Here is a 15,832-nt window from a genome sequence, read left to right as displayed (position 1 = left end):
AGTTTCGGAAGTTGACAGCGTCGAAAAGCCAAAGGGTTCCAGCCACTTTGAGCCGTTTCCAGCCTAGAAACTCTCCGGAAATTGCAGCATCAAACGTAGATCCGGCAGAGTACCGGAGGCAACAAAAAGGAGGCAGGACAATGGCACAGGGGAAAGTGAAATGGTTTAACGACGCAAAAGGATTCGGCTTCATCGAGCAGGATAACGGCGAGGACGTGTTCGTACACTTCTCCGCTATCACCGGGGAAGGCTTCAAGTCCCTGGCCGAAGGGGAATCTGTTTCCTTCGACGTCACCAACGGGCCGAAGGGTCTGCAGGCTGCCAACGTGAAGAAGATCGGCGCCTAACAGTCGGCACAAATGCAAAAAGGCCCCGCCGGATTCCTCCGGTGGGGCTTTTTTTGTTTCAGCGGCATTTGAGGCTTACCCTCACCCCAGCCTTCTCCCAAAGGGAAAGGGTGAATCGACTGAGTTACGCATCACCTTGGTACCCGAATCAAAGCAGGCTTCCTTCGCTGCACCAGCCAGGCTCTTCCTCCCACCAGCAGCAATACCACCCCCAGCGCCCACGCCGGGTGCTCGACCGACAGCACCACCGGCACCATCAGCACCCTCACCCCGCCCTTCATCCATTCGTGCTGCGCGATCACCCCAGCGATCGGCGGGCTGAGCCGGTAATAGAGCAAAACGAAGAGCCGCCCCGGCGCGTTGGTGAGAAGGTGACGGTCACGGAACGCCCTCAGTTCGGCGACCTTGGGATGCAGGTAGCTCCCGTAGGCTGCTGTGGCGATGAAGCAGCCGCCGCCCGAGCCTCCCCCGCCCCCCGCCGGCGCTGCCACACCAGGGTCATTGACAGCCAAGGTGCTCCCATCGGTGCTGAAATTGGCCTGGTGGTTGTCGACGTCGGTTGTATTGGCGATGAGCAGCACCACCTCGTCGGTGGTTCGGTCGAGCGCGTTGAACCCTATCACGGAGTAGGCGTTGCCACCTGTGTCCGGCGCTATTTCGCTCACTACGCCGTTCGCTTTCCTGAAGAGTGCGGTCTGTATCCCGCTGGTCTTGTTGATCATCACGTTGAAGGTGGTGATCACCGGCGAGGGAACGAAGCGGTAGAAGGCGAAGGTGTACCGCGGCAGGGTAACGGACGGCCCGGGCAAGGAACTGACGTTGACCGGATAAGAGGAGTAACTCGCAGCGACCGTATAGGTCGGGATCCTCGCGGTTTCGTTGGCATGGCTGGTCCAGCCCCGAGTGTAGATCTTCTTGGCGAAGGCAAGGAAATCTGCGCCGAGGCTGCTGCCGTAGGAGGTGGAGAGCACCGAGTCCAGGACCGGCGCCATCGGGATGTCCGCTCCGCCCGAAGGCTGCATCGTGGCCAGCCTCTCCCAGGCCGCCTTCACCATCCCTGCGCCGTGGCTTTCGGCAAGGTGGCGGTTGAAGATCCACCGGCCGTACTCGGAACTTTGGTACAGCCCCCGGTTCAGTGAAATTGTGCTCGCTAACGGCAAGTAGTTGTGGAGGTAGCTGTAGAGCTGGTTAACCGAGTCGTAGACCTCGTCCTCCATCCAGGTGGAGGTAACTTCGCCGTACCAGAGGTCGAAGTAGTAGTTGTAGCCGAACTGGATGGCGTGATTGTACTCGTGAGCAGCAGTGATTTGCAGCATCTGGTCAGCTGTGTATAGACCGTTAACGGTGAAGATGGAATCGGTGAAGGCCTTGTCGATCTCGATATAGCTTCCGACAGAAACCCCCGAGGAGAACGCACCGTCATCGCTGGTAAGGCCGTAAGCAAGGTCTGCTCTCAAGTCCCTGAGGTAGACGTCATACCTGGAGACCGGTGGCGGCCGGTATCCCTTCGTGGTCACCTCTGAGGCATAGACATCCTCGAACACCTGCGCCACCCTCTCGACCCAATCCGGTGTGCCGTTGGCAGGGGTCGTGTCGGTGAGAACAGGAGTATCTGCTCCAGTGGTCGCGTAGTGGATGTTGAAGTGGCCGCCCGGCGAGGCGTAAGAGCGCACGTTTTCCAGGGTAGGCCTGGATACGTACTTCGCCAGGGCCTTCTGGGTCGCAGGCTCCAGCGTCTTGAAGTCGCGCTTCAGGCTGCGGTACAGGCCGGTGCGGCAACGCTCGGCAGGCTCGGCTTCCAACCCCACCACGGTGCTCAAGGCCCTGGCGAGTTGGGCCCGCTCCCCGAACTTCGAAAGGTAGTAGTCGTCCAACGGCGCCGCGGAAGCGGCAACCGGAATGAGAAGCAACATGAGTGCGACGCGCATCGAAGAAAAAAGAGTCACTAGTCCACCATCCTTTTGCCCACGCGAAGCGGAACGAATATTGTACTCCCTTTTGAAACCTTGACCTCGACTGCCCCCCTGGCGCCGATCTTATAGCTGCCGGGGGGAAGTGCCGTCATGAAGTAGCCGTTGCCGTCGGTCTCCACCGTCGCGAAGTTCCTGCCGCCGGTAGAGATTTCCACCGGGATCAGCGGCACAGCGTCGAAGCCGGCGCCGGTGCGAAGCTTTCCCCCGGAGGACTGTACATAGCAGATCCCCACTACAGCCCCGGTCCCGGCGGGAAGCGGCACCGCCTGGAGCTTGTCCGCCCGGGCCGTCACCATGGGCTGCACCCCGTCCTGTACCGCGACGAAGGTCCCTGCCTCGGGCTTTCCGGGCACGAACTGTCCCCCGTCGAAATGAAAGTAGGCCCACTGCCCGGCGGGGCGCCTGGCCAGCGCGGCGGCGTCAAGGCTGAACAGCATCGCACTCAAAGGCAATAGCAGTAAACAAAGAAAGGTTCTCATGGCAGGTACCGTTTGTATCAGGTCGCAGGTCGAAATGGTTGAAAGAAAATGCTCGCTGGCAATCCGAAGGAAAGCCAAAGGCATGGGAGCATTTAAAAAGTGACGCCGCAAAAATATCGGTAGCATTACACAGGTAGCTGACAATTAACAGCAAAAAAAAGGAAGCCCCCTGAGCGGGACTTCCCTTTTTATCTCTGCCTGTGTTTGGTTTTTACAGCGTTTCCAGGTCGCGGTCGGTGGCGAAGTAGAGCCGGTTCAGGGCGTCGATGTACGCTTTCGCCGAAGCCTCGATGATGTCGGTCGAGGAGCCGCGGCCGACGACCGGGGTGCGCTCCTCGTCGGTGATGCGCACCGTGACCTCGCCGATGGCGTCGGTGCCGCCGGTGATCGCGCCGACGTTGTACTGCAAAAGCTTCACGTCGCGCTTGGCGAGCTTCTTGATCGCCTTCATGGTCGCGTCCACCGGCCCGTCGCCGAGCTCAGCCGCGCGCACCTGCATGCCGTCGATTTCCATCTGCACCGTCGCGGTGGCGACGGCGAAGGAACCGCAGGTGACGGTGATGTGGGAGAGCTTGTACTTCTCCTCGATGTTCTTCGCCTCGTCCAGGACGATTGCGTCCAGGTCCTCGTCGAAGACCTCTTTCTTCAGGTCCGCGAGCGCCTTGAATCTGGTGAACGCCTTGTTGAGCGCCTCCTCGTCCAACTCGTGCCCGAGCTCCTCGAGCCTCTTTTTGAAGGCGTGGCGGCCGGAGTGCTTGCCGAGCACCAGCGCGCTCGCCTTGAGGCCCACCGACTCCGGGGTCATGATCTCGTAGGTCGACTTCTCCATCAGCATGCCGTGCTGGTGGATCCCCGCCTCGTGGGCGAAGGCATTGGCGCCGACGATCGCCTTGTTCTGCTGCACCGCGATGCCGGTGACCTGGGTCAGCAGGCGGCTGGCCGGAGTGAGCTGCTCGGTGACTACGTTGGTCTTGAAGGGAAGGATGTCGCCGCGGGTCCTGATCGCCATGACGAACTCTTCCAAGGAGCAGTTGCCGGCGCGCTCGCCGATGCCGTTAATGGTGCACTCCACCTGCCCCGCACCCGCCTGGACCGCGGCGATGGAATTGGCGACCGAGAGACCCAGGTCGTTGTGGCAGTGCACCGAGATGATGGCGTCGTCGATGTTCTTAACGTTGTCCTTCAGGTACTTGATGATGTTGAAGTACTCGAAGGGGATGGTGTAGCCGACCGTGTCCGGGATGTTGACCACGGAGGCGCCGGCGTCGATCACCGCGCCGACCACTTCGGCCAGGAACTTGAGGTCGGTGCGCACGGCGTCCTCGCAGGAGAACTCCACGTTTGCGGTGTAGGAGCGCGCCCTCTTCACCCCCTTGATGGCGCTCTCCAGCACCTGCGCAGGCGACATCTGCAGCTTGTACTTCATGTGGATGTCGGAGGTCGCGATGAAGGTGTGGATGCGCCCCTTCTCCTCGGCGTACTTGAGCGCCTCCCAGGCGCGGTCGATGTCCTTGAAACCGGAGCGGCACAGGCCGGCGATCTCGGGTCCCTTGATGGTCTGGGCCACCTTCTTGACCGCCTCGAAATCACCCTCGGAGGCAATGGGGAACCCGGCCTCGATGACGTCGACGTTCAGTTTCTGCAGCTGCTTGGCGAGGCGAAGTTTCTCCTCGATGTTCATGCTGGCGCCTGGGGACTGCTCCCCGTCTCTGAGCGTGGTGTCGAAGATCTTGATGGTTCTTGGTTCCGTGTTGTTCACGTGCGCTCCCCCTGTGTGAAGTTGGGCTGCATCAGATTCCCCTCCCCTGCCCCCCGGGCGGCTTGTGACCGCGCAAGCAGGTGTGTCAGGAGAGTTCAGCGAGCCGTGGTTGCTGAAAATAAAAAAAGCCTCCGCCCCAGCAAGGGGCGAAGGCTTTCAGAAAGCTTCCGCGGTACCACCCTCATTCATCCGCCTCTGGCGGACCTCATTGACCCTTTACGCGGGTGGACGGCCCCAGCTAGCACGCGTCATGGTAGTAAAACACGTGTTTCACTGCGGCGGCTCAAAGGCGAGTTCACCTTGCTTCCTCACCGGTTCGCACCAACCACCGGCTCTCTGAAGGGGAAGGAAAAGGCTACTACTCCTCGTCACTGCCTTTACATTTCAAGCGATAATAGGAAAAACCGCCGACTGCTGTCAAGCGGTTTTTCTGTTTGAACCATTAAAACAATGTTGGCGGCAGGCAGCCCCTGCTCAGGCCGGGGTCGAAAACCGCTCCTGCAGCGGCGCTACAGCTGCCTTTTCATCCCCTCGTGCCCGCGGTGCATCGCCCGCTCCAGCCTGCGCCGGCGGGGGTAGGTGAGCACGAAGCCGACCGGCCCGGAAAGGATGTAGCAGATGAAGATGGTGAATAGCATGATCACCGGTTCGGCCGCGATGACGATCAAAAGGAGCACAGCCAGCACCAGGAAGGCGAACGGCTGCCGCTTGATCAGGCTCGGGTCCTTGAAAGAATAGTAGCGGACGTTGGAAACCATGAGCAGCGCCAGGAAGTAGATCAGGACCAGGATGAGGAGCTTGTTGTAAGAGGCGGGCCATCCCATGTGGTAGAAGAAGAGCACCGTGGCCGAGACCATGCTGGCGGCGGCCGGGGTGGGAAGCCCCACGAAGCGCTTGCTCTCGACGGTGTCCACCTGCACGTTGAACCGGGCCAGCCTGAGTGCGGCGCACGCCAGGAACAGGAACCCGGCGAGCCAGCCGAGCCGCCCGAAGGGGCGCAGGGCCCAGCAGTACATGAGGAGCCCCGGCGCGGCCCCGAAGGAGACCACGTCGGCCAGTGAGTCGAACTCGACGCCGAACTTGCTGGAGGTCCCGGTCAGACGGGCGACCTTGCCGTCCAGGCCGTCGAAGATGGAGGAAGCAAGGATCCAGAGGGCGGCGGTGCGGAAATCGCCGTTGACGGTGGAGACCATGCAGTAAAATCCGGCGAAAAGGCTTCCGGCGGTGAACAGGTTGGGGAGGATGTAGATCCCCTTGCGCATTCCTTCCCTTTCGACTCTAGGCGTTTCTTCACTCACGGCAGTATCCCCAGTACGGTCTCCCCTGCAACCGTTTTCTGTCCCATGACCACGTCTATCCTGGTCCCGAGCGGGAGGTAGATGTCCAGGCGCGACCCGAAGCGGATCAGGCCGTAACGGCGCCCGCGGGTCAGGAGGTCGCCGGTCTTCGCATAGCAGACGATGCGCCGGGCGATGAGGCCGGCCACCTGCACCACGACCATCCTGAGCCCCGAGGCGGTCTCCAGCACGAGCCCCTGCTGTTCGTTCTCGAAGCTGGCGCGCTCGTCCCTTACATCGAAGAATTTACCCTTGGTGTAAAAGCCGTCTACCACCTTGCCGCTGATAGGCGCGCGGTTCACGTGGACGTTGAAGACGGACATGAAGATGCTGATCTTCTCGAACTCGCCGTTTGTGTGGGGCTCGATAACCTTCCCCAGGAATATCACCTCGCCGTCGGCGGGGGCGACCACGGTGTTGTCGTCGCCGGGCGTGGTGCGCTCCGGGTTTCTGAAGAAGAAGACGGTGAAAACGGTGAGGACGAAGAAGAGCGTGGCGGGGATAAAGAATCCCCAGTGCAGGAACTGCCCGAGCAGCGCCAGCAGCAGGGTCGTCACGGCGAATCCGGCTATGAAGGGGTACCCCTCGACAGCGACCGGGGTATCAGTGTTGCGCATCAAAGTACCTCATTGTCAGTTAGTTTCGCGAAGCCTTGGTCGGCGTGAGCGGATGCCGACCGGAATGAGGGCGATAAAAAGGCCGTGTCCGGGCCTCCCACACCAACGCGGGAGTATAGCCCGAAAACGGCCTTTGGTGCAATGAAAGATTAACGGGTGAAGCAGCCCCCTCCGGGCTACCCCTTCCACCCCTTGGCGCCGCGCCCGATCACTACCGGCCCGGTGCTGACCAGCTCCTTGAGACCCAAGGGCCTCAAAAGCTCGACCATGGCGCTCACCTTGGCCGGAGCCCCGGTCGCCTCAAGCGTGTAGGATTTGGGTGTCACGTCGATGACCTTGGCGCGGAAGATGTCGGCGATCCTCAGCACCTCGGCGCGGCTTTGGTCCTCGGCCGAGACCTTGACCAGCACCATCTCGCGCTCGATGGCGTTTTCCGGTTCGAAGTCGATGACCTTGATGACGTCTATCAGCTTGTTGAGCTGCTTGGTGATCTGCTCGATGATCTGCTCGTCCCCACGGGTGACCAGCGTGATCCTGGAAAGCGCCTCGTCGTTGGTGGGAGCGACGGTAAGCGAATCTATGTTGAAGCCGCGGCCGGAGAAAAGGCCGACCACGCGGGAGAGAACCCCGAATTCATTCTCTACGAGCACTGCTATGGTGTGTTTCATAAAACCCTCCAAAGGCAATTGACAATTGACAATGGACAATTGACAACGCTTAAAGCCTGAAAGGCAATTGACAATTGACGATTGACAATTGACAACGCCGAAGTGAGTGGAAAGCCGCTTTGCCTAAGTGGCGGCGCCGAAACCGTGACAAGAGCAATGACAGACGACTTTCATCGTCAATTGTCAATTGTCCATTGCCAATTGGTTCTGACGTTCGCCTACGACGCCAGAACCATCTCGGTGAGCGACGCTCCGGCGGGAACCATCGGGAGCACCTTCTCCTCGCGGGCGACCTTGAATTCCATCAGGACCGGGCCCTTGGTGGCGAACCCTTTCTTGATCACCTCGTCGACCTCCTCGACCTTGGTGGCCTGGAGACCGGTGGCGCCGAAGGCTTCGGCGAGCTTTATGAAATCGATGGGGAGTTCCATGCAGGTGGAGGAGTAGCGCTTGTCGAAGAAGAGCTCCTGCCACTGGCGCACCATGCCCAGGAAGTTGTTGTTCAGGATGACGATCTTCACGTTGAGCCGGTTCTGCACTATGGTGGCCAATTCCTGCATGTTCATCTGGAAGCCGCCGTCACCGCAGACCACCATCACCTGGCGCTCGGGAAAGGCCGCCTGCGCTCCCATGGCTGCGGGAAGGCCGTAACCCATGGTGCCGAGGCCGCCGGAGGAAAGAAGCGTCCTCGGGGTGGTGAAGCCGAAGAACTGGGCGGTCCACATCTGGTGCTGCCCCACGTCGGTGGCGACGATGGCGTCGGCGTCGGATAGGGCGCGCAGCCTCTGGATCACGTACTGCGGCTTGATAGTGGTGGTCGACTGCTTGTAGGACATGGGGTGCTTCGCCTTCCACCCTTCGATCTCGGCGGTCCAGGGGGCGATGGCGTCCTGGCATGCCTTGGCATCGGGGCAAACCTGCTCGGCGGCCTTAAGCATCTTTGCGAGGACGTCGCGGACGTCACCGACAATGGGGAGGTCGACGCGGACGTTCTTCTTGATCGAGGTGGGATCGACGTCTACATGCACGATCTTCGCGTGGGGCGCGAAGGAGGCGATCTTGCCGGTGACGCGGTCGTCGAAACGGGCGCCGATGGCGATCAGGACGTCGCAGTTCGACACCGCCATGTTGGCGTAATAGGTGCCGTGCATGCCGAGGAGTCCCAGCGACTGCGGGTCGTTCTCGGGGAAGGCCCCAAGCCCCATGAGGGTTGTGGTAACCGGGATGGCGAGCCGCTTGGCAAAGGCGGTCAGTTCAGCCGCGGCGTTCCCGAGGATGACGCCGCCCCCTACGTAGATCACCGGGCGCTTGGCCTGGGTGATCATGGTGACCGCCTTCTCCACCTGCTTAGGGTGCCCTTCGAGGTTCGGCTTGTAGCCGCGGATCTCTACCGTCTCCGGGTACTTGAACTCGGCCTGCGCCATCTGCACGTCTTTGGGAAGGTCAACGAGGACCGGGCCGGGGCGGCCGGTGCGGGCGATGTAGAACGCCTTCTTCATGATGGTGGGGAGGTCTTTGACGTCCTTCACCAGGAAGTTGTGCTTGGTGCAGGGACGGGTGATACCGATGATGTCGGCTTCCTGGAAGGCGTCGTTGCCGATCAGCGCGGTGGGAACCTGACCGGTGATGATCACCATCGGGATGGAGTCCATGTAGGCGGTGGCGATGCCGGTGATGGTGTTGGTGGCGCCCGGACCGGAGGTGGCGATGGCGACGCCGACCTTTCCCGTCGCGCGCGCGTAGCCGTCCGCCGCGTGGACCCCCGCCTGCTCGTGGCGCGGCAGGATGTGCCTGATCTCCTTGAACGAGAAGAGCTCGTCGTAGAGGTTGATTACCGTACCCCCGGGATAGCCGAAGATCGTGTCGACCCCCTCCCGTTTGAGGCACTCCAACAGAATTCGTGCGCCGTTCATTTTCATGTTTTCCCCCATGCCGCGGCAGTTTGCCTGCCTGCTATTGATCGATCCCGGGCTTGGTAAGCCTGGAACCACTAGTAATGAAGCCGTCCCCTGAGGCCGACGCCGCCATGGTAAAGGCGGGCCTGCCCCTGCCCCTTGGTAAAGGGGGTCGAGGTTTTATTCAGCGGTGGTGATGGCGCCTGTGTGGGCCGAGGTAACCACCTTCGCGTAGCGGGCGAGCCAACCCTTTTTGATCTTCGGCTCGGGGGCGACCCAGCGGGCGCGCCTTTCTGCCAGCACCTCGTCGCTCACAAGTACCTTGAGCGAACGTGCCGGGATGTCCAGTTCAATGGTGTCGCCGTCCTCGATGAGGCCGATAGGTCCCCCTGCGGCAGCTTCGGGTGCTATGTGGCCGATGCAGGGGCCGCGGGTGCCGCCGGAAAAGCGCCCGTCGGTGATGAGCGCCACGGAGTCCCCAAGGCCAAGTCCCATGAGCGCCGCGGTGGGAGCGAGCATCTCGCGCATACCCGGCCCCCCTTTGGGCCCCTCGTAGCGGATGACGACCACGTCGCCACCCTTCACCACGCCGCCCATCATGGCGGCCATGGCCTTGTCCTCGGAATCGAAGCAGCGCGCGGTGCCGGTAAACTTCATCATCTTGTCGGAAACGCCCGACTGCTTGACCACCGCGCCTTTGGGGCAGATGTTGCCGAAGAGAACGGCGATGCCCCCTTCCTTCTTGACCGGGTCGGAGAGCGGATGGATAACTTCCTCGTCGACACCCTTGAGGCTCGCAACGATCTCCTTGGTGCTGAGCCCCATGAGGGTCGGGCAGTCGTGGATCTTGTCCCCCAACTGCTTCAGCACCCCTGCGACGCCGCCGGCCACGTCGAGATCCTCCATGAAGTGCTCGCCCGCCGGATTCATGGAGGCAAGCTGCGGGGTCTCCTTGGCCAAGATGTCGAAGGTCTCAAGAGGGAGCTCTACGCCAGCCTCGTGGGCGATGGCGAGAAGGTGCAGCACCGTGTTGGAGGAGCCCCCAAGGGCCAGGTCCACCCTGATGGCGTTCTCGAACGCCTCGCGGGTCATGATCGAGCGGGGGGTGATGTTCTGGCGCACCAGGTCGACGATGCGCTCGCCGGAGGCGAAGGCGATGCGGCGCTTGAGCGCAGAGACGGCGAGTGCCGTGCCGCAGCGCGGCAGGCTCATGCCGAGCGTCTCGGTGAGAATGGCCATGGTGTTGGCGGTGAAGAGCCCCTGGCAGGAACCCATGCCCGGGCAGGCGTTCTCTTCGCAACGCGCGAGTTCCGCGTCGTCGATGACGCCTGCCTTGTAGCGCGCCATCGCTTCGAAGGTGTCGGTGACGAAGGAGTACTTCCTACCCGCGTCGCCGCGGCCGCTCATCATGGGGCCTGCGGTGACGACGATGCAGGGGATGTCGAGCCTCGCGGCAGCCATGAGCATGCCCGGGGTGATCTTGTCGCAGTTGGTCAAAAGCACCAGGCCGTCCAGGCGATGCGCCTCGGCGACGGACTCGACCATGTCCGCGATCAGCTCGCGGGTGGGGAGGGAGTAGTGCATCCCCTTGTGTCCCATAGAGATGCCGTCGCAGACCCCGGGGATCCCGAAGAAGAAGGAGTAACCGCCGCCTGTGTGGACACCCTTCTCGATGAAACGCTCCAGGTCGCGCATGCCAACATGACCCGGGATGAGATCGGTGAAGCTGGTAGCGATGCCGATGAACGGCTTTCCCATCTCGCTTTGCGGCAGGCCCGTTCCTTTCAGGAGCGCGCGGTGCGGGGTCCGTTCCAAACCTTGGGTGATAGTGTCGCTACGCATATAGATTTCCCCTTAAACCGGCTGCGACACTGTTCGGCATCGTCAAACCGGCCGTTGATATGGTTAAAAATTGAGTGTTTAAGAAGGGTTATCGGAGAACTAAGGAAAGGACAACATAATACATTAAAACCGAACTGTCAACTGCTTCCAAACGGCGTTAAAGCCCCTCGCGGCGGCGTTTGGCTATCTCCGCCTCGGAGGCGCGCAGGTAGGTGGGGTTGAGCAAAGCAAGGGGGGTGAACTTCCCGGAAAGGGCCGCCTCGCGGGCGATCACGGCACCGGCGCAGGCCCTCGGGAGGTTCAAGTGCCAGGGCGGAAAGATGGCGAGCTCCCCTAGGGTCGAGACGATCAGCTCGCGGTAGCGAACGGCGCCGTCGCCGACGAAGATGGTGGGTTGAGTGATCCCCGAAAGAAACTCCTGCGGCCCGATCACCGCATCGGGAACGAGCTCTTCGGGAAGCGAGCCGCAGCGGTAAAGCGCCGCATAAACCTCGCTCTTTCTGGCGTCGTACATGGGGGCGACCGGGTGGGAGCTGAAGGGGAGGTTCATCGCCAGCATGGCGAGCGAAGAGAAACCGACGACCGGCTTCCCGGTGGCGATGGCAAGCCCCTTCACCGTCGCGATGCCGACCCTGACCCCGGTGAAGGAACCGGGCCCCAGGGAGACCGCAAGGGCGTCGAGCCCCTCCGGTTCAAGCCGCGCCGCCTTCAAAAGTCCGGAGACGGATTCGAGCAGGCGTCCGGAGTTGGAGCGGTCCTCGCCCAGGACGCACTCCCCCAGAAGGGTGGAGCCGTCGCTTAAGGAGACGGAGGAGCAGTTGCTGGAGGTGTCGACGGTGAGTATCTTCACTGGGGTTTTCCTGTCTGCCGCTACGCCTTCTGGGCGAACATGCGGGCGATGTCGTTGTAGAAGGCGAGCATCATGAGCCCGATCAGGAGCACGAGCCCCACCTGCTGGGCTATCTCCCGGGCCCTCTTGCTGACCGGCCTGCCAGTCATCAGTTCGATGACGAAAAAGGCGAGGTGCCCGCCGTCGAGAATCGGAACCGGCAAAAGGTTCAAGACGCCGAGGTTCACCGACAATAGCGCCACGAAGGCGAGGAAGCTCACCCCGCCTGCCGCCGCCTGCTCGCCCGCCATCTTCACGATCATGATCGGGCCGCCGATGTTGTCCAGCGGGATGGCGCGTTCCACGAGGCGCACCAGCGACAGCACGGTGAGCCGGATCACGTTCCAGCACTGGGCGCTTCCCCTGGAGATCGCCTCGCCTGGGGGGAAATGGTCGATCACCGTTTCACCGGCTGCGACGACGCCGATGACCGGCTGGGTCACCGTGTCGCCCAGGAGGTTCTTGCTGGTGCGGCTCTCCGGGACCATGGTGAACTTCAAGGGGGTCTGGCCGCGCTGCACCTCCACCTCGACCGGCGCGAGCTTCCCCTCGGCGATGATCTTGGCGAAGTCGTCCCAGCGCGCCACGGGCTTGCCGTTCACGGAGCGGATGGTGTCGCCGGGCTTCACGCCCGCCTTGGCTGCGGGCTTGTCGGCAACCACGTCCCCTACCTTTGTGGTGACGGCGGGGACCCCGATCATGAAGATGATGATGAAAAGGATGTAGGCGAAGAGCAGGTTGAAGACCGGCCCGGCCGCCACGATGACGATCCGCTGCAGCACCGGTTTTTCGGCAAAGGAGCGGGCGCGGTCCTCGTCTGAGATCTCGGCGTCCTCCCCCTCCCCCACCATTTTCACGTACCCCCCCAAGGGGAGTGCCGACAAGAGGTACTCGGTCTCGCCCACCTTCTTCCCGTAGATCTTCGGGCCGAAGCCGAGAGAGAATTTCTCCACCCCGACTCCAAAAGCCTTGGCGAAGAGGAAGTGTCCGAGCTCATGGAAGAAAATCAGTGCCCCGAGGGCGATGATCGCGAAAAGTATGCTCATAACGTTTCCTCAACCGGATTGCGGCCGGCGGCCGGCCCGCACCGGAAAGCTGGTGCCTTCGTGTGCCCTATTGCACCCGAAGAGAAGTCTTTGTTTCAGCTGCCTGTGCCAAGGACTTCCCTGGCGGTTCTCCTGCCCCATCGGTCGGCCTCCAGCACCTCTTCGATGGAAGCCAGCGCGTGCGGCGCGTGCAGGTCCATCACCTTCTCGATGGCCTCTGCTATGGCCATGAAACCGATCCTCCCTTCCAGGAAGGTCTCGACGGCGATCTCGTTGGCGGCGTTCATGACCGCCGGCATGCTCTCCCCGGCGTCGGCCGCCCGGTAGGCCAGTTTCAGCGCCGGGAACCGATCGGTGTCGGGCTTGAAGAAGGTGAGCCCCGAAAGTGCGGTGAGATCGAGCGGCTTTACTCCGGAGGTGACACGTGCCGGGTAGCTGAGCGCGTAGGCGATGGGCCCCTTCATGTCGGGGGTCCCAAGCTGCGCCATCACGCTCCCGTCCACGTATTCCACCATGGAATGGATGATGCTCTGCGGGTGGATGTTTACCGCTATTCTCTGCACCGGGATGTCGAAGAGCCAGCGCGCCTCGATCACCTCCAGCCCCTTGTTCATCATGGTGGCGGAATCGACGGTGATCTTTTTCCCCATGCTCCAGTTGGGATGGTTGAGCGCGTCTGAGACCGTCGCCTTTTGCAGCTGCTCCTGTCCCCAGTTGAGGAAGGGACCGCCGGAAGCGGTGAGGATCACCCGCGCTATGTCCTGGCAGCGGTGCCCCGCCATGGACTGGAACACGGCGCAGTGCTCGCTGTCGACCGGGTAGAGCTTCACCTTCTTATCGCGCACCATCTGCATCACCAGGTGCCCCGCGGTGACCAGCGTCTCCTTGTTGGCAAGCGCCACGTCCTTTCCCGCCATGATCGCGGCGGTGGTGGGGACGAGCCCGGCTGCGCCGACGATGGCCGCAACCACCATGGTGGTTGCGGATGCGGTGGCGGCGGCGATCATCCCCTCGACGCCGTGCATGATTTCCGGCTTTTTGCCAGTCAGGGAGCGGCTCAGGACCTGGGCCTTCTCGGCGGTCAGAACCGAAACCAGCTCCGGCCTGAAGGTCTCGATCTGGCTTTTCAACAGTTCGAGGTTGTTGCCGGCTGTGAGCGCCACCACCCGGAACATGTCCGGATGCGCGGCGACCACGTCGAGGGTGCTGACCCCTATGGAACCTGTGGATCCTAAAATGGTGAGGTTTTTCATTTTCCCTCGCAGTTATCTCAAGTCAAGTACGCCGGAACCCGCGTACACCGGGGCCGGGAGCGGCCAGGGCGGCGGCAGTTGCCGGGACGCCGAGGCGCCCCGCTTGATCAGCGAAGCAGGAAATAGGCGTAGTAATACGCGGCAGGCGCCGCGAAAAGGATGCTGTCCAGCCGGTCCAGAATCCCTCCGTGACCGGGGACTATTGTGCCGGAATCCTTGACGCCGCAGCTTCTCTTGATGAGCGATTCGAAGAGATCCCCCAGCTGTCCCAGAACCCCCAGAAGAAGCGCCGTGGCGACGCAGTCTGCAAAGGAGAGCTCCGGGAAGAAGGTGTACTTGGCGATCAGGGCGCCGACCAGGCTGCCGGCGAGTCCCCCCACGGACCCCTCGATGCTCTTTTTCGGGCTCACCGCAGGGTAAAGCCTGTTTTTGCCGAAGGTGGAGCCGACGTAGTAGGCGGCGCTGTCGCCCGCCATGACGATGACCATGATCAGGAAGAGCCAGGAGACGCCGTGCGGGAGCATCCTGATCAGTACCAGGTGGGCAAGGAGCAGCGGCACGTAGAGAAAGCCGGTTAGCAGCAGGGCCGCGTCCGGTGCGGCCTGCCGTATCTCCTTGAGCCTGAAGAGCGAGACCAGGCAGAAAGCGAGCACAGCCACGGTAAGCGCCATGAGGGGGAACACGGGGTTCCCCGAGAAAATGGTGAAGATGGAGCAGGCGCCGGCGGCGGCAGCCGCCATCCCCTCGCCGCGACGGGCCGGGAGCGCCATCCGGTAGAACTCGTCGAGCCCCAGGAGGGCCAGGAGGAAAACCAGCAGCGAGAACTGGAACGCCGAGGACTTCAGGATGAACAGTATCACAAGCGGCAGCAGCACCGCTGCGGTGGCTAGTCGTTTGATGGCGGACTCCTATGGGGCATCCCCCGGGAAGATTAAGCCTCGGGCTCGCCTTGGCAGAGCTGTTCGCTGGTCTTGCCGAATCTGCGCTCCCTGGACTGGAAGTCCCGGAAGGCGCGGGCCAACTCGTTGCGGTCGAAGTCGGGCCAGTTCACCTCGGTGAAGTAAAGCTCCGCGTAGGCGAGCTGCCAGAGCAGGAAGTTGCTGATGCGCATCTCGCCGCTGGTTCGGATCAAGAGGTCCGGATCGGGGATCCCCGCGGTGAAGAGCGAGCCGGTGAAGCTTCCCTCGTCGATGGCATCCGGGTCGAGCTTTCCCTCCGCAGCTTCCCTGGCGAGCTTTCTGGCCGCGGCCACGATCTCCTGGCGGCTGCCGTAGGATAGCGCCAGGGTGAGTAGCATGCCGCGGTTGCCCGCGGTCTTCTGGATGGCGCTTTCTATCTCCAGGTTCACGTCCTCGGGGAGATCGCAGCGGTTTCCTATCACGTTGAAACGGATGTTGTTTTGCATCATCCGGGCGGTCTCGCCGCGGATGTATTGCTTCAGGAGCGCCATCAGGGCCTTGACCTCGGTCTTGGGCCGCAGCCAGTTCTCGGCGGAGAAGGCGAACAGGGTCAGGTAGCCGATCCCCAGGCGCGAGCATTCCTCCACGATCACCCGGACGGTCTCCACCCCTTTTTGGTGCCCAACGATCCTACGTAACATGCGCTGCTTGGCCCAGCGGCCGTTGCCGTCCATGATGACGGCGAGGTGCACCGGGAGGTTCTTCCGATCTAAGCTATCCATGACCATCCTGAAAACAAAAAATCCCCGGTGGGTCGGGGGTTTGCGC

Annotated in this window: 14 protein-coding genes and 1 other annotated feature; of the genes, 1 reads left to right on the top strand and 13 read right to left on the bottom strand. The window is 62.0% G+C overall.

Going from position 1 to position 15,832, the window contains the following annotated elements:
* Positions 1–140: 140 nt before the first annotated feature.
* Positions 141–347, top strand: coding sequence for a cold-shock protein (locus tag GEOBRER4_RS07550; protein WP_085813131.1), 207 nt, complete (start codon positions 141–143; stop codon positions 345–347).
* 131 nt (positions 348–478) lie between these two features.
* On the opposite strand, the gene GEOBRER4_RS07545 is transcribed toward GEOBRER4_RS07550, so the two are convergent.
* From GEOBRER4_RS07545 to GEOBRER4_RS07485, 13 genes are all read right to left on the bottom strand, one after another.
* The gene (locus tag GEOBRER4_RS07545; protein WP_185244880.1) at positions 479–2,293 is read right to left on the bottom strand and encodes an MXAN_6640 family putative metalloprotease; all 1,815 of its coding nucleotides are present in this window, start codon (positions 2,291–2,293) and stop codon (positions 479–481) included.
* A complete protein-coding gene (locus GEOBRER4_RS07540; protein ID WP_226377922.1) occupies positions 2,293–2,757 on the bottom strand; it encodes a hypothetical protein in 465 nt (154 codons plus the stop codon). The genes GEOBRER4_RS07545 and GEOBRER4_RS07540 overlap by 1 nt, the downstream gene beginning before the upstream one ends.
* A 253-nt stretch (positions 2,758–3,010) precedes the next feature.
* A complete protein-coding gene (locus GEOBRER4_RS07535) occupies positions 3,011–4,558 on the bottom strand; it encodes a 2-isopropylmalate synthase (protein ID WP_185244878.1) in 1,548 nt (515 codons plus the stop codon).
* 139 nt (positions 4,559–4,697) lie between these two features.
* Positions 4,698–4,939: a binding site (T-box leader), on the bottom strand.
* 128 nt (positions 4,940–5,067) lie between these two features.
* Positions 5,068–5,820: a CDP-diacylglycerol--serine O-phosphatidyltransferase gene (gene pssA, locus GEOBRER4_RS07530; RefSeq protein WP_085813135.1), complete on the bottom strand. Its 753-nt coding sequence runs from the start codon at positions 5,818–5,820 to the stop codon at positions 5,068–5,070.
* 32 nt (positions 5,821–5,852) lie between these two features.
* Positions 5,853–6,512: a phosphatidylserine decarboxylase family protein gene (locus tag GEOBRER4_RS07525; protein ID WP_085813136.1), complete on the bottom strand. Its 660-nt coding sequence runs from the start codon at positions 6,510–6,512 to the stop codon at positions 5,853–5,855.
* Positions 6,513–6,688: 176 nt separating this feature from the next.
* Positions 6,689–7,180 (bottom strand): acetolactate synthase small subunit, encoded by a 492-nt coding sequence (ilvN, locus tag GEOBRER4_RS07520; RefSeq protein WP_012531175.1) that lies wholly within the window; start codon positions 7,178–7,180, stop codon positions 6,689–6,691.
* A 218-nt stretch (positions 7,181–7,398) separates the two neighbouring features.
* Positions 7,399–9,099 carry a biosynthetic-type acetolactate synthase large subunit gene (gene ilvB, locus GEOBRER4_RS07515; protein ID WP_185244877.1) on the bottom strand — a complete coding sequence of 567 codons (1,701 nt, stop codon included), beginning with the start codon at positions 9,097–9,099 and terminating at the stop codon, positions 7,399–7,401.
* A gap of 156 nt (positions 9,100–9,255) precedes the next feature.
* Entirely contained in the window at positions 9,256–10,917 is a 1,662-nt protein-coding gene (gene ilvD, locus GEOBRER4_RS07510) for a dihydroxy-acid dehydratase (protein ID WP_185244876.1), read from the bottom strand.
* 157 nt (positions 10,918–11,074) lie between these two features.
* Positions 11,075–11,767: a tRNA (adenosine(37)-N6)-threonylcarbamoyltransferase complex dimerization subunit type 1 TsaB gene (gene tsaB / locus GEOBRER4_RS07505; protein WP_085813139.1), complete on the bottom strand. Its 693-nt coding sequence runs from the start codon at positions 11,765–11,767 to the stop codon at positions 11,075–11,077.
* Positions 11,768–11,787: 20 nt separating this feature from the next.
* Positions 11,788–12,852: an RIP metalloprotease RseP gene (gene rseP, locus GEOBRER4_RS07500; protein ID WP_085813140.1), complete on the bottom strand. Its 1,065-nt coding sequence runs from the start codon at positions 12,850–12,852 to the stop codon at positions 11,788–11,790.
* Positions 12,853–12,947: 95 nt separating this feature from the next.
* Positions 12,948–14,105: a 1-deoxy-D-xylulose-5-phosphate reductoisomerase gene (locus GEOBRER4_RS07495; RefSeq protein ID WP_185244875.1), complete on the bottom strand. Its 1,158-nt coding sequence runs from the start codon at positions 14,103–14,105 to the stop codon at positions 12,948–12,950.
* Positions 14,106–14,212: 107 nt separating this feature from the next.
* Positions 14,213–15,004 carry a phosphatidate cytidylyltransferase gene (locus tag GEOBRER4_RS07490; RefSeq protein WP_085813142.1) on the bottom strand — a complete coding sequence of 264 codons (792 nt, stop codon included), beginning with the start codon at positions 15,002–15,004 and terminating at the stop codon, positions 14,213–14,215.
* Positions 15,005–15,036: 32 nt separating this feature from the next.
* Positions 15,037–15,786, bottom strand: coding sequence for an isoprenyl transferase (locus GEOBRER4_RS07485; protein WP_185244874.1), 750 nt, complete (start codon positions 15,784–15,786; stop codon positions 15,037–15,039).
* Between the last annotated feature and the right edge of the window lie 46 nt (positions 15,787–15,832).

This window comes from Citrifermentans bremense (assembly GCF_014218275.1).
In the GTDB taxonomy this organism is placed as follows: Bacteria; Desulfobacterota; Desulfuromonadia; order Geobacterales; family Geobacteraceae; genus Geomonas; species Geomonas pelophila.
This window is presented reverse-complemented; position numbering and strand designations above follow the sequence as displayed.